This is a genomic window from Pseudoalteromonas sp. SiA1, assembly GCF_018732205.1.
In the GTDB taxonomy this organism is placed as follows: Bacteria; Pseudomonadota; Gammaproteobacteria; order Enterobacterales; family Alteromonadaceae; genus Pseudoalteromonas; species Pseudoalteromonas tetraodonis.
This window is the reverse complement of sequence record NZ_CP076084.1, coordinates 1,869,183-1,883,256: the sequence shown is the minus strand read 5'-3', so window position 1 is coordinate 1,883,256 and position 14,074 is coordinate 1,869,183. Positions and strand designations below refer to the sequence as shown.

The following is a 14,074-nucleotide window of genomic DNA, read 5'->3' as shown; positions in this document are numbered from 1 at the left end:
TATTTTGCGGTTAGTTAATTCAGTGCACCCGAATCTAAGTAGTCACCAATCCCTAGGGTAAACATCCAAATGCCCCATAAGCTGTGCTCAATAACACAGGCAAAAGTTGAGCGGCTTTGCGCGTAGGTATAGGCAAATAGTAAGCCACCGACAAACGCTAAACTAACAGCTATCCAATTGGCGTAAATAATATGTGCCAATGCAAATACACTGGCGCTAATAATAATGCGCAACCATTTACTGGGCATAATGCGCTTATAGCGATGAAAAAAGTAGGTTCTAAATATTAACTCTTGCGGGATCACCGACAATAAAGGGTAGAGCAACAATAGCATCAGCCAATCGGTGAGGTTTTCACGCGGTAAAGTAAACCAGTGTCCTTGGTAGAGTAGGTTATAAAACACCCCTGAAAATAATGCGCCAATAAAGAAAAAGCTAAACACACGGCGCTTCACAGCAGAAAACTGCCCCATACTGGTTAATCTAAAGCGCTTAAAGTGAATGTCGTTTAGCAGCAGCATACAGCACACACTCATTAAAATGATCAGTGCTGGAATAAGCCAGTTAGATAAATACTGGCGAATATTAAAGCCAATTAAAGGCAGGATGATAAAAATAAAGGTAAATTCAAACCAGCGGTATTGATTAGCGTTCACGTTTGCTCACGGTGATTTTTATTTTACCTTAGCAAGCGATTAAGTCATCTTTATGACTATAAAACAGCCAAGCTGATTATATTTAAACCCAATGACTCTCACTAAGCCCCTTAGCCCTTGGTTAAGGTTGACTTACCCCCTTGCAACCCTTAGCCTGCCTGCTTTTATTTTTACATCATTGTATTGCCACGCTAGTTGGCTAAAGCCAGCGCGTGTATTTAGGAGCAAAAAATGAATAAGGCAGAACTGGTTACAGCCATGGCACACACGAGCGAGTTAACAAAAAAAGACGCACAAGCAGCGTTAACCAGCTTACAAAAGGTGATTACCAAATCATTGTCTGAAGGCGATCAGGTACAAATATCTGGTTTTGGCACTTTTGCATTAAGTTATTACCCAGCCCGTACGGGTCGTAATCCACAAACCGGCGAAGCAATAGAAATAGAAGGGGCTAATAAAGCCGTATTTAAGCCAGCCAAAGCGTTAAAAGACAGCCTTTAATTGTCAATGCCTGTAAGGGAGTTTTGTTATTCAAACAAAGCATGTACCTTGCAGGCTATTTCCATTTTTGAAAAATGGCTGTGTAGTATCTGCAACCACTGTAAATAATTTACATAGCACTCTCATCTCTTTATATAAAACGCCAATATTATCAGTATGTTATTTTTGGTATGTGATATGCAAACCTCTCTGTGTATCAAAAAATAAGATAAGGAGTATTTAATGAGTAATTTACATAGCAGCACCCGTTTACAAGGTAAAAAAATTGCCATTTTAGCCACCGATGGATTTGAACAAAGCGAGCTACTTTCGCCGCAAAGCGCATTACTAGAGGCGGGCGCCGATATAGAGGTGGTGTCTATTAAAGAAGGGCAGATCACTGGTTGGAATAAAGATAATTGGGGTGAAAAAGTAACCGTTGATAAATTAGCTGCCGATGCCAATGCCGCTGACTACGATGCACTTTTATTGCCGGGTGGTTTGTTTAATCCCGATAGCTTACGTCAAAATACAGATGCCAAAGCGTTTGTTGATGGCTTTTTTGGAGCTAAGAAAAACAAACCTGTGGCCGCTATATGTCATGCACCGTGGTTATTAGCTGAAATTAATAAGCTCAGAGATAAAAAAGTGACTTCTTTCCCTAGTATTAAAAGCGATTTAATTAACGCCGGAGCTCATTGGGTAGATCAAGAAGTGTGTGTTGATAACGGCTTAGTCACTAGCCGCAGCCCTGCAGATTTAGATGCATTTAATGCAAAATTTATTGAAGAAATAATCGAAGGTAAGCACCAAGCGCACTAGCTCTGGGCTTTTAAATAGAAAAGGGCATATTACATGCCCTTTTTTATTGATAATGATAAAACACAGCTTGCTATTAAAGCGCAGTAGCGGCTTTCATATCGCTTACAAATGTTTTTAGCTGCGAGGTCATCGCATCTAAATCATCTAAGTTTGCTTCAATTATTTTTACCACAGCAGAGCCCGAAATAGCCCCCGCAGCACCGGCTTTAAGTGCCGCTTTTACATCTTCAGGCGTTGAAATACCAAAGCCTAATAATGCAGGTGCACTGTGGTACTCTTGTAAGCGCGTAACCACATGTGTTGCTGGCATTTGTGCTTTGGTGTCTGTACCTGTTACCCCAGCACGAGAAAGCAAGTAGGTGTAGCCACGGCCGTATGAGGCACATTCACGCAGTGTATCGTCACTGGCGTTCGGTGTAGCGATAAAAATCGGGTCGATACCATTGGCCATGGCGGCTTTTCTAAACATTTTAGACTCATGTAATGGCACATCAGCCACTAAAATAGAGTCAACACCCACAGCTTTTGCATCGGTGTAGAACTTTTCTAAGCCACGTTTAAATATTAAGTTTGAATACAATAACAAACCAATTGGAATGTCGGCGTTATATTCACGGATCTCTTTAATAATATCAAAGCAGTCTTGCGTATTAATATGCACATTTAAGGCACGAATATTGGCTTTTTGAATGACAGGGCCATCGGCAATCGGGTCGGAAAACGGAATACCTAATTCAAGCCCGTCAGCGCCGCCATCAATTAAGCTTTTAATAATTTCGATGCTTTGCGCTTTGCCTGGATCGCCAATGGTTACAAACGGTACAAAAGCACCCTGGTTTTGCTCTTTAAGCGCGGCAAACATTTGTCCATAACGGTCAGTTTTTACGTGGCTCATAGTTGACCTTCCTCTGATAATACCTTGTGTACGTGGGCTAAGTCTTTGTCGCCACGACCACTTAAATTAATAACAATAATACTGTCTTGCGTTTGCTCTTCTGCATATTCGAGGGCATAGGCTAGCGCATGACTTGATTCAAGCGCAGGAATAATCCCTTCGTGTTTAGCTAATGCTTGAAAGGCATCAAGTGCTTTGGTGTCGGTAATACCGACATATTGAGCACGGCCAGTTTCGTGCAAAAAGGCATGTTGAGGGCCAACTGCGGGGTAATCTAGTCCCGCCGATACAGAGTAAGACTCTTCAATTTGGCCATCTGTATTTTGCATAATATAAGTGTAAGTACCGTGCAAAATACCTTTTGATCCTTTACAGATAGTTGCGCCATGTTCGTGCGTGTCTAACCCTTTACCTGCAGGTTCAACGCCAATGAGTTTAACGCTTGGCTCATCAATAAAATCGGTAAACATACCAATTGCGTTAGACCCACCGCCTACACACGCAATAACCGCATCAGGCAAACGGCCTTCGGCTTTAAGTACTTGTTGTTTTGCTTCTTCACCAATAATTTTTTGATATTCACGTACAATAGTCGGGAATGGGTGAGGACCCGCTGCAGTACCTAAAAGGTAATGAGCCTCTTGATAATTGGCAGACCAATCACGCAGTGCCTCGTTAACCGCATCTTTTAATGTACCCGAGCCTGCGGTTACCGGAATAACTTCAGCGCCCATTAGCTTCATTCTAAATACATTTGGTTGTTGGCGTTCAACATCTTTTGCACCCATATAAATGCGGCATTTTAGTCCAAGTAACGCACAGGCAAGTGCCGTTGCAACGCCGTGCTGGCCGGCGCCTGTTTCAGCAATCACTTCTTTTTTACCCATACGTTTGGTAAGCAGTGCTTGGCCTAAAACTTGGTTTGTTTTGTGCGCACCACCGTGGAGTAAATCTTCACGCTTTAAGTACAGTTTTACTTTTGGGTTTTTAACTAAGTTACGCGTTAAAGTAAGCGGGGTAGGACGACCCGCATACTCGTTAAGTAATTTACTTAGCTCTGCCTGAAATTCAGGATCTTTTTGTGCTTTATTAAATTCGTTTTCTAACTGCTTAAGCGCAGGGACAAGCAGTTCGGGTACAAACATACCGCCAAACTCGCCAAAATAAGCTGGATTTTGCATTTTAACCTCAATAATTTCTGATACTTGTAAAAGCATGATGTAGTTTGTTTGCACACTTTTTACCTGGAGACTCTTCAACACCTGAATTTAAATCAAGCCCAAGAGCACCTTGAAAAAGTGCATCGCTAATATTGTCTGGGTTTAAGCCGCCAGCAAGCATAAATGGGGTCGTGGCATCGCGAAGCACCGACCAATCAAATGTTTTGCCTGTGCCGCCAGCCTGTGAATCACTGTGGGTGTCGTATAAATGGCGATCGGCTCCTGTAATAGGTTGAGGCAAAGCATCTTTAATGGCCTGTGCTTTCCATATTTCACAATTACGTGGTAGTTCATTACGTAACGACGCAATGTAATGTTCATCTTCTTGGCCATGTAATTGAACAGCAGACAGTTTTAGTTGTTTAGCGTGCTCAGCAACCTCTGCTATGGCGGCATTAACAAACACCCCAACAAATTTTAGAGGGGTACTTTGGCTGATTTCTTTGGCGCAATCTAAATCGACAAAGCGCGGTGATTTTGGATAAAAAATTAATCCGCCATAAAGGGCACCGTTGTCGTAAGCCGCAATGGCATCTTGATTACGGGTTAATCCACAAACCTTGTTTTCGCCTAGAATTACGCGGCGACACGCTTGTAATAAATCAGCCTCAGCCATTAATGAGCTGCCAATTAAGAAACCATTACACAAAGGCGCTAAACGCTTTACATCTTGATGGGTATAAATACCTGACTCTGAAATAACCACTTTATCGTTAGGAATAAGCTTACGTAGTCGTTCGGTTGTGGCTAAGTCGGTGCTTAAATCGCGCAAGTCACGATTATTAATCCCAATTATTTGTGCATTGAGTGCCAGTGCACGATGCACTTCTTCTTCGTTACTCACCTCAGTTAGTACCGACATATTTAACGAATCGGCGACGGCATGAAGCGCTTTATACTGCTCATCGTCAAGCACTGATAGCATCAGTAAAATAGCGTCACCACCATAAATACGTGCCATATAGACTTGGTATTCATCAATAAAAAAGTCTTTACAAATAAGTGGCTGCTCTACTTGGCTGCGCACAAACGCAAGGTAATCAAAGCTACCCTGAAAGTACTTTTCGTCAGTTAATACACTCATACAAGTGGCATACTGCTTATACGCTTGGGTGATTTCTGTTAAATCAAACGGCTGACGAATTAACCCTTTAGAAGGCGATGCCTTTTTACACTCTAAAATAAACTGCGTGCCAGGTGCTGCTAACGCTTGATAAAAGCTACGCTCAGTCGGTTCAGCTTGATGCTTAAAGCTCTCAAGTGGGCGTGCCGCTTTGCGTTCAATGAGTTCTATTTTTTTATCGGCAATAATTTTGTCTAATACATTAGCCATGACTTACCTCAATAATTGCATTTAGTGTGTCCATGGCCTTGCCTGAACGTAATAATGAGTGTGTTATTTGTGCACCTTGTTTTAACGATTGTGCTTGGCCAGTTAAGTACAGCAATGCAGCAACGTTAACAATAATAGCGGCGTTATGTGCCTCGCTGCCTTTGCCCTGTAAAATGGCAAGGCTGGCGTTTGCATTGTATTGTGGGCCTTCACCGGCTAATTGTTCAAGTGAATAGTTTGCAAGGTCAAAATCACTAGGGTTGAGTGTGTATTGGGTGATTTTGCCGTTATCCAGCTCAACAACCTGTGTTGGGCCATGCAAGGCAATTTCGTCGGTGCCAGAGCCGTGAACTATCATAGCGCGTCTAGTGCCCAGAGTATGAAGAGTTTGCGCCATAGGTAGGCACAAAGATTCATCGTATACCCCCAGTAATTGAACATCTGGAGCAGCGGGATTAGCTAGCGGCCCAAGAATATTAAAAACAGTACGGGTTTTTAAAGTGGTTCGTACGTTCATCGCATGGCGCACGCCGCTGTGATAGTGCGGTGCAAATAAAAAGGTAAAATTTGTGCTCTCTAAACAATGAGCAGCGACCTCTGGGGTCATATCGATATTGATCCCCAGTGCTTTGAGTAAATCAGCAGACCCTGAGTTACTCGATACACTGCGATTGCCATGTTTTACCATATTAACACCGGCAGCGGCTGCCACAATTGCCGCGGTTGTACTGATATTGATAGTGTTCGAACCATCGCCACCGGTACCACAGCTATCGGCAAGTTGAGTTTTATTGGTTATAAATGCCACGGCGTTTTCACGCATTGAGGCCGCGGCACCGGCGATTTCATCGCTTATTTCACCTTTCATTTTAAGGCTAATTAACAGTGCAGAGAGCTCAATATCGCTCATATTCCCTTGCATTATTTGATCAAAAAGTGTTTTTGCTTGTGCATAGCTCAATGATTGCTTGGCAATAACGTGCTCAATAGCCTGTTGAACATTAAGCGAGTTTTGTAATTGTGTAGTCATAATGTTCCCTTTATTTGGCACGCGTTAAATAGGCAACGCTTTGCTGTAGCAGCATAGCGCCATTGGGCGTTAAAATAGATTCTGGGTGGAATTGATAACCCAGCGCAGTGTCTTGATGATGATAAATAGCCATTGGGATATCTTGATACTTTGCAATAACCGCTAAGTTATCAGGTACTTTTGTGGCCATTAATGAGTGATAACGCGCCACTGGCATAGTGCTGCCCATTCCGTTAAACACCGGGTGATCGTCTAACTCAATAATTGATGACTTACCATGTACGGTTTCACCAGCATGACCGATTACTCCGCCATAACTTTGTGTTAGTGCTTGTTGGCCTAAACAAATGCCCAGCATTGGAAATTTACCTTTGCACAAGCTAATTAATTCCATTAGGCAGCCCGCATCACTCGGTGCCCCTGGGCCTGGCGATAAAACCAGTAATACCTGCTTATGCTCTGCCTGCATTTTGTTGAATATTACTTCAGCGCTAATGTTATTTCTGTAAACAACTAACTCAGCACCTAGCATTGTTAGTTCATCAACAAGGTTATAGCTAAATGAGTCAAAGTTATCTAAAAAGTAAATTTTAATAGGGTGTGCTTCACTCATTTTATACAGCCTCATATGTCGATTTAATCGCGGTGATCACCGCCTGTGCTTTAGCGCGAGTTTCGTTAGCCTCTGACATTGGGTCTGAATCAAATACAACCCCAGCGCCAGCTTGCACATAAGCAATATTATTTTTAACAAAGGCTGCACGAATAACAATACAGCTGTCCATTGCACCATCACCAGTTAAATAGCCAACTGCGCCGCCATAACTGCCGCGGCGTTTTCCTTCGGTTTGGCGCACAAGCTCTGCAGCTCTTACCTTTGGCGCGCCCACTAATGTGCCCATGTTCATGCAGGCTTGATAAGCATGTAGGGCATCTAGTTCGGGTTTTAATTTCCCCACCACGCGCGACACTAAGTGCATTACTTGTGAGTAACGGTCTACTTTTAATAGCTCTTTGGCATGGCGCGTACCCGGCACGCTAATGCGGGCCACATCATTACGCGCTAAATCAACCAGCATTAAATGCTCTGCACGTTCTTTTTGATCGTTTCTAAGCTCAAGCTCAATACGGCTATCTAAATCAGGGTTGATTTGTCCATTAGCAAATTTGCCGCGAGGGCGTGTGCCGGCAATCGGATAAACCTCGACCTGTTGAGATTGAACTTCGTATTTAAGCGCGGACTCAGGAGATGCGCCAAATAATGAGAAATCTTCATCGCGCATATAAAACATGTACGGACTAGGGTTTTGTTTTTTTAGCTGGCTGTAGGCATGTAAAGAGTCAGGACAGGGTAGTGAGAAGGTACGAGAAGGCACCACTTGAAAAATATCGCCATCGACTATGTGTTGCTTGAGCTTAATTACTTGCTGGCAGTATTGCTCATCACTAATATCGACACTCACTGGGCAGTCGCCAGTTTGGCTTGGTGCGTTAAAGTCAGCAGCATGGTCGCATAATGTATTCAAACGCTCTAATTGTTTGCCTACTTCAAAGCAGTTTGCATGTACATCAGGGCCATTAAATACGTTACCAATTAATTCCGTTGTTTGTTTTTGATGATCAATAACAACCAGTGTTTCTGCTAAATAAAAAACATAGTCTGGACAGGTGTTTTCCCCGTCGGATACATCGGTGAGTTGTTCAAAATTAGCCACCATGTCGTAGGCAAATACGCCGCCTAAAAACACCGAGAATGGATTGTTGGTGGTACTTTTAATGCTATTTAAACAGCTGCGTAATGCACTAAAAGCGTTATCTGCAATCAGCTTACTGGCTTGGTCAATGGTGTCATCTACTGGGTGATACTCCAGTGTTAATGTGGTATCGGATAACTGTGATGCGCAGTTTTTTACATTAGCTTGTAAATAACTGAGTAACTGCTGACCATTATTTGATTGTGCTGTTACGCTCACTTGATTGCCTTGGCAGACAATACGCAGTGCACAATCAACGAGTATTAAGCTTTTTACGCTATCTTTAGAATCTATCTCTGCAGATTCAAGTAATAGTGAGTTAGGTTTATCAAGTGCGGCATACAATGCAAGTGGGCTACTTATGTAGTCTCGTACTTGCGTTATGCTGGTCACTTCACCTGGTGTTGTTGTTATATGACTAAAAATCAAACCTCATCCCCTAAAAAAAATAAAACCCCGCAATGCTAAGCAGTGCGGGGGTTGAATAACGATGTCTAAATTATAGATAGACCATTACCGTCCCGCTATGCCAGGCGCCACCACCAATGATGTGTAAGAGTGTTTACGTTATTCATGTTTTTAATTCCTGTTAATCTTGTATTACAAAATTTAGTGATAAAAAAACCCGCATGGTAGCGGGTTAGAATTTTTTGTTTAGACACGACAATTCATCACCCTTGATTTTAAGAGTGCCACCACCAAATGATGTTGTGAATTGTATTTTTCATTGTTGTTAATTCTTTAATGTCTAAAAGTGGCTACAGTAAAACGTATCAACTGCTTTTGTGTCAAGTGTTTATTTAAAACAATTTAGTTAAAAAACTTGTTATACTGGGTGAAACACCGTTAAACCCTAAATTTAAGTAGTTTTCATTTGATAAAATACGACCTACATAGTCACACCACGCACTCAGACGGACATTTAACCGTTGAGGAATTATTAGCGCGAGCAGTCGACAAAAATATTGATGTATTTGCTATTACCGATCACGATACGGTGGCTGCTATTGAACCTGCACGGGCTTTTATCAAACGTGAAAATTTGCCGCTTAAACTTATTAACGGGGTTGAAATATCAACCAAGTGGGAAAGTTTTGAAATTCATATTGTTGGACTAAATATTGATACCAAAGATAGTACCTTGCATACATTACTAAGCGAGCAGCAGCAAAAACGCGAAACCCGCGCGATAGAGATTGGCCATCGACTAAATAAAAATGGTTTTGAGGGTATTTACCAACAAGCTCGCGAGCTGGCCGAAAATGCACAAATTACTCGCGCTCACTTTGCCAGAGCATTGATTGAGCGTGGTGTAGCTAAAAACTTTCCTGGGGTATTTAAAAAGTATTTAGGGCGAGGTAAAACCGGTTACGTGCCAAGTAATTGGTGTGATATGCAAACAGCTATTGCGGCGATTCATGCCGCAGGTGGGGTGGCCGTTTTAGCGCACCCAAGTAGCTATAAAATGTCGAACAAGTGGCTACGTAAATTGTTAGTGGAATTTAAATCAGTAGGCGGAGATGCAATGGAAGTTGCTCAGCCGCAGCAGGCGCCAAGTGAACGTCAGTTTTTAGGGCTATTGAGCCAAGAATACGAGCTACTTTGCTCACAAGGCTCTGATTTTCATTTTCCGACTAGCTATTTAGAACTTGGAAAAAATTTATACTTACCTAAAGATTGCCAAGGGGTTTGGCAAACATGGGAAAAGCACGAAGGAGTTGCATTATGAGTCAATTATTTCATATACATCCAGATAATCCACAGCCTAGATTAATTTCTCAAGCTGTTGATATTATTAAACAAGGCGGCGTAGTTGTGTATCCTACAGATTCAGGATATGCGATAGGCTGTAATTTAGGTAATAAGCAAGCTAAAGAGCGCATTGAACGTATTCGTGGCATTGAAAAACATCACAATTTTACTTTGGTATGCCGTGATTTATCTGAGCTGTCTACTTATGCACGTGTTGATAACCAAATGTTTAGGCTTATTAAAAATAATACCCCAGGGCCTTACACATTTATTTTTAAAGGTACAAAAGAAGTGCCTAAGCGGTTATTAAACGACAAGAAAAAAACCATAGGCATACGTGTTATAGAGCACCCAATAGCGTGTGCTTTATTAGCTGAGCTGGGTGAGCCCTTAATGTCGTGCTCACTTATTTTACCGGGCGAAGAGTTTACTCAAGCTGATCCCGATGACATTTTAGAGCGCCTTGATAAACATGTGGATTTAATTATTCATGGTGGGTATTTACCTGAGCAGGCGACCACAGTGATTGATTTATCAGAAGATGATATTCAAATTCTTCGTGTTGGTTGCGGTGATACGACGCCATTTGAATAACAATGAAACAGTCTGAGACGCTATCATCAACGCCAACACCTGATATGCCAGTGCAGCAAAAGCTGCCTCTGGCATTTTTACATGGTAAAGCCGTTGTTGATAAACCCGAAGATTTATATATCCCGCCTGATGCCCTTGAAGTTATTTTAGAAACCTTTGAAGGGCCCTTGGATCTGCTGCTTTATTTAATTAAAAAGCATAAGTTAGATGTTCTTGAGTTGTCTATTTTTAGCATTACTGAGCAGTATGTTAAATATGTTGAAATGATGAGCGAGTTCCAGCTAGAACTCGCGGGTGAATATTTAGTAATGGCGGCATTGCTGGCCCAAATTAAATCTAGGCTGTTACTGCCTGTTCATGAAGAGTTAGAAGAAGAAGACGATCCCCGCGCCGAACTTATAAAACGTCTACAAGAGTACGAACAATTTAAAAAAGCGGCCGAAAATATAGACAGCCTACCTCGTGTTGGCCGCGATATCTTTATAGCGCAGGCAAGCGTGCCGGAACTAGCAGAAAAAAACCAGCCATTACCTGAACTGGCAGTCAAAGATTTATTGTTAGCGCTAAGCGATGTCATGGCGCGTGCAAAAACATTCGAGCATCATTTAATTAGCGCTGAAACCCTTTCAACGCGTGAGCGCATGAGCTTGATTTTAAATACCTTATCCCAATCAAAAGCGCCTGTTGCGTTTACTCAATTATTTACCTTTGAAGAGGGACGCAGTGGGGTTGTTGTTAGTTTTATCGCTATGTTAGAACTAATAAAAGAGGGCCTGATTGCCTGCTTACAGGTTGAACCTGATAGCCAAATATACGTGTCTCTTAACGAGTCAGCTGCTAGCTAATCCCTTCTCAACGTCATTTGCAATTATATTAACCTTATACATTTTACTGTGCGTATACGCACGATGAGTGTTTGCATATGCTATTTTAATCACCACTTAATCATTATATCGTAGTGTTATTACTAAATAAGAGATTGGCAGTAGGGAATGTTTAAAAACTCAAAAACCAGCTATGGCGTGGTGGCTATATTTTTACACTGGCTAATGGCGCTGACCGTGTTTGGTCTGTTTGGTTTAGGTTTATATATGGTTGAGCTGACTTATTATGATAGTTGGTATAAAGGATCATTAGACCTACACAAAAGCATTGGCCTTAGCTTAGCAGCGGTTTTTGTTTTTAGGCTGTTATGGCGACACTTTAGTGTTAAACCAAGTCCGATTGGCAGTAACAAGCAGTTAAATCAATTAGCCCAAACAGCACATATTTTAATGTATCTGTTTTTACTGATCATTATGGTGTCAGGGTATTTAATTTCGACGGCTGATGGACGACCCATAGAAGTATTTGGCTTTTTTTATGTAAAAGCTATCGACTTTGCGTTTGATTCTCAGGCTGATATAGCCGGGCAAATCCATTTCTATAGCGCATGCTTATTAATTGGATTTGTAGTATTGCATGTGTTAGGTGCGCTAAAACATCACTTTATCGATAAAGATAAAACATTAATTAGAATGATCACATTACAAAAGGATGATTAAAATGAAAAAATTATTTTTAACTTCAGCGTTATCAGCAGCGATGTTTATGACAGCGACCACTGCGAATGCCGCAGATTATGTTATTGACACAAAAGGTGCGCATGCTTTTGTAAACTTTAAGATTAAACATTTAGGCTACAGCTGGCTGCACGGTCGTTTTAATACCTTTGATGGCAAATTTAACTACGATGCTAAAAATCCAAATGCGTCTCAAATTAGTGTAAATATTGATACGGCAAGCCTAGATTCAAATCACGCAGAACGTGATAAACACTTACGTGGTAGTGACTTTTTAAACGTAAGCAAATACCCACAGGCAAGCTTTAAGAGTACAGCGATTAAGTTTGACGAAGACGGTGAAGAAGCCACTGTAACCGGTGACTTTACTCTACACGGTGTTACGAAGACAATTACCTTTGAAATAGATAAAATTGGTGAAGGTCAAGATCCATGGGGTGGTTACCGTGTTGGTTTTGAAGGAGAAACTAGCTTAAAACTGGCCGACTACGGTATTGACTATAACTTAGGCCCAGCATCTACCCATGTTGATATTGGTTTATTTATTGAAGGTATTCGCCAGTAAGACTATTTTAAAAAAGCTAAGCGCTAATTAGTAACACGCTTAGCTTTTTATTATTGTAAATGTGCTTCTAATTTGGGTTTTAAATGACTTGGCAACCACCGAGTTAATATCTGTTTATAGTCTTCAGTCTGCTTAATCAGTTTGAGTTGTTGATTAAGCGTAGCAATATCTTCTGCACCTTGCTCGTTTTTAGTACAGCCAATGTAACCGTAACTTATTTCTGGTGCTTCAGTGAGCATCCGCTGGGTTAAATTATCAGTAAAGCCCATTGTTTTTGCTAAATAATAATGTTCACTTGGGTAACCTAATAAAATATCAATTCTTTTAAGGTTAAGCATATATGTTAACGTACTGAGGGTATCGCGAGTTGGTCGAATGACCAGATTTATACCGGGTGTGGTGTTGATTATTTTATCAATTTCACTGCCATAGGAGCGATTCATAGATACACCTAAGGTAAGCTTTTTATTAACTAATAAATTGGTTAATGACACTGGTTTAGCGTCTTCAATCTCTAGCGCACTGCTTAACTTGGTATGCATGGCAATTGATGGCGAAAGCCCTGCTGTAGAGCTTTGATGTGTGAAATAAACACGCTCTTCGCGGTATTTATTCTTATAGAGCGACAAAGCACAGGCATTAGACTGCAGGTTTGCGAGTTCCTGAATCACTTTACCTGAGGGGATGATCACTCTTTCAAAGGTAATATGCGGCAGCTGCTGTTCTAAAAGCGAAATAATACTTTCGTCACGACCTTGGGATTTGTTCGGCCCGCTTATAATGTAGTAGGGCGCAAAATCATGTGTTAACCATTTTATTGTTCTGGCATTACACTTTGTGCTTAAAAATACACAGACTAACAGTATTAACCACGAAAACCGCATTTGCACTACAACGAATAAATAAACAAGGATTTAAGTGTAGTCAATAATACACCAAAAAGTAAAATGCCAGCTTTACGCTGGCATTTAGATTTATTTATAAGTGTTTAACTTATCAATGATAATTAGCTGGCTTTGAGCCACTTTACAAATTGACGTGCATCACTTGCTTTTTGAAACAATGCATTTTTCAAACCTTGTGTATCGCTAAAGATTACACGATGTTTGTTAACCGAAATTGATTGCACTGGATGTGCTATTTGGATCATAGATCCGTTATATTTGTATGACATAATAAAACTCACTTTATTTTTGTTATTTATTCTGGGCTTTTTCTTAAAGCACATTACAGATGATAAATAATCTAATTGTGTTTAGCTTCATTACAGTGTTGACGATCTTTATGACACTTTTACGATGATATTAAAAATAAATCATCAAGGTATTAATAGGGGTTCTCGCCGTACAATAACTTAGCTTCTGAATATACGTTTTGCGGGGCTTACTGGATCAGGGTAAAGAGGTTAACC

The 14,074-nt window shown here is 41.1% G+C and carries 16 protein-coding genes; 7 read left to right on the top strand and 9 right to left on the bottom strand.

The window, feature by feature from the left end:
- Nucleotides 1–14: 14 nt before the first annotated feature.
- Nucleotides 15–656: a CPBP family intramembrane glutamic endopeptidase gene (locus KK487_RS08675; protein ID WP_036954527.1), complete on the bottom strand. Its 642-nt coding sequence runs from the start codon at nucleotides 654–656 to the stop codon at nucleotides 15–17.
- Nucleotides 657–887: 231 nt separating this feature from the next.
- On the opposite strand from KK487_RS08675, the gene KK487_RS08670 reads away from it, so the two are divergent.
- Nucleotides 888–1,157, top strand: coding sequence for an HU family DNA-binding protein (locus KK487_RS08670; protein WP_036954530.1), 270 nt, complete (start codon nucleotides 888–890; stop codon nucleotides 1,155–1,157).
- Nucleotides 1,158–1,379: 222 nt separating this feature from the next.
- Nucleotides 1,380–1,958 carry a type 1 glutamine amidotransferase domain-containing protein gene (locus tag KK487_RS08665; protein ID WP_036954532.1) on the top strand — a complete coding sequence of 193 codons (579 nt, stop codon included), beginning with the start codon at nucleotides 1,380–1,382 and terminating at the stop codon, nucleotides 1,956–1,958.
- Between the two features lie 73 nt (nucleotides 1,959–2,031).
- Here the strand turns inward: KK487_RS08665 and trpA are convergent, their stop codons facing one another.
- Genes trpA through KK487_RS08635 form a run of 6 tightly spaced genes read right to left on the bottom strand, consistent with a single transcriptional unit; the run spans nucleotide 2,032 to nucleotide 8,619 of the window.
- Nucleotides 2,032–2,853, bottom strand: coding sequence for a tryptophan synthase subunit alpha (trpA, locus tag KK487_RS08660; RefSeq protein WP_013465084.1), 822 nt, complete (start codon nucleotides 2,851–2,853; stop codon nucleotides 2,032–2,034).
- Nucleotides 2,850–4,034, bottom strand: a complete 1,185-nt coding sequence (gene trpB, locus KK487_RS08655) for a tryptophan synthase subunit beta (RefSeq protein ID WP_036954685.1) — start codon at nucleotides 4,032–4,034, stop codon at nucleotides 2,850–2,852. The genes trpA and trpB overlap by 4 nt, the downstream gene beginning before the upstream one ends.
- Nucleotides 4,035–4,041: 7 nt before the next feature.
- Nucleotides 4,042–5,406: a bifunctional indole-3-glycerol-phosphate synthase TrpC/phosphoribosylanthranilate isomerase TrpF gene (gene trpCF / locus KK487_RS08650; protein ID WP_036954534.1), complete on the bottom strand. Its 1,365-nt coding sequence runs from the start codon at nucleotides 5,404–5,406 to the stop codon at nucleotides 4,042–4,044.
- Entirely contained in the window at nucleotides 5,399–6,436 is a 1,038-nt protein-coding gene (gene trpD / locus KK487_RS08645; protein WP_036954536.1) for an anthranilate phosphoribosyltransferase, read from the bottom strand. Before trpD ends, trpCF begins: the two co-directional genes overlap by 8 nt.
- Nucleotides 6,437–6,446: 10 nt before the next feature.
- The gene (locus tag KK487_RS08640; protein ID WP_013465081.1) at nucleotides 6,447–7,049 is read right to left on the bottom strand and encodes an aminodeoxychorismate/anthranilate synthase component II; all 603 of its coding nucleotides are present in this window, start codon (nucleotides 7,047–7,049) and stop codon (nucleotides 6,447–6,449) included.
- Between the two features lies 1 nt (nucleotide 7,050).
- Nucleotides 7,051–8,619: an anthranilate synthase component 1 gene (locus KK487_RS08635; protein WP_128583785.1), complete on the bottom strand. Its 1,569-nt coding sequence runs from the start codon at nucleotides 8,617–8,619 to the stop codon at nucleotides 7,051–7,053.
- 445 nt (nucleotides 8,620–9,064) lie between these two features.
- Here KK487_RS08635 and rnm point away from each other — a divergent pair, with 445 nt between their 5' ends.
- From rnm to KK487_RS08610, 5 genes are all read left to right on the top strand, one after another.
- Nucleotides 9,065–9,919 (top strand): RNase RNM, encoded by an 855-nt coding sequence (gene rnm / locus KK487_RS08630; protein ID WP_036954542.1) that lies wholly within the window; start codon nucleotides 9,065–9,067, stop codon nucleotides 9,917–9,919.
- Nucleotides 9,916–10,536, top strand: a complete 621-nt coding sequence (locus KK487_RS08625; RefSeq protein ID WP_013465078.1) for an L-threonylcarbamoyladenylate synthase — start codon at nucleotides 9,916–9,918, stop codon at nucleotides 10,534–10,536. Before rnm ends, KK487_RS08625 begins: the two co-directional genes overlap by 4 nt.
- A 2-nt stretch (nucleotides 10,537–10,538) precedes the next feature.
- Entirely contained in the window at nucleotides 10,539–11,381 is an 843-nt protein-coding gene (locus KK487_RS08620; protein ID WP_036954544.1) for a segregation and condensation protein A, read from the top strand.
- A 147-nt stretch (nucleotides 11,382–11,528) separates the two neighbouring features.
- Nucleotides 11,529–12,080: a cytochrome b gene (locus KK487_RS08615; RefSeq protein ID WP_024603087.1), complete on the top strand. Its 552-nt coding sequence runs from the start codon at nucleotides 11,529–11,531 to the stop codon at nucleotides 12,078–12,080.
- 1 nt (nucleotide 12,081) lies between these two features.
- Nucleotides 12,082–12,663, top strand: coding sequence for a YceI family protein (locus KK487_RS08610; RefSeq protein WP_028835143.1), 582 nt, complete (start codon nucleotides 12,082–12,084; stop codon nucleotides 12,661–12,663).
- Nucleotides 12,664–12,713: 50 nt separating this feature from the next.
- On the opposite strand, the gene KK487_RS08605 is transcribed toward KK487_RS08610, so the two are convergent.
- Both KK487_RS08605 and KK487_RS08600 read right to left on the bottom strand, forming a co-directional pair.
- On the bottom strand, nucleotides 12,714–13,547 hold the full coding sequence (locus KK487_RS08605) for a transporter substrate-binding domain-containing protein (protein WP_036954547.1): 834 nt from the start codon (nucleotides 13,545–13,547) through the stop codon (nucleotides 12,714–12,716).
- A gap of 122 nt (nucleotides 13,548–13,669) precedes the next feature.
- The gene (locus KK487_RS08600; protein WP_007375427.1) at nucleotides 13,670–13,837 is read right to left on the bottom strand and encodes a hypothetical protein; all 168 of its coding nucleotides are present in this window, start codon (nucleotides 13,835–13,837) and stop codon (nucleotides 13,670–13,672) included.
- Nucleotides 13,838–14,074: the final 237 nt, after the last annotated feature.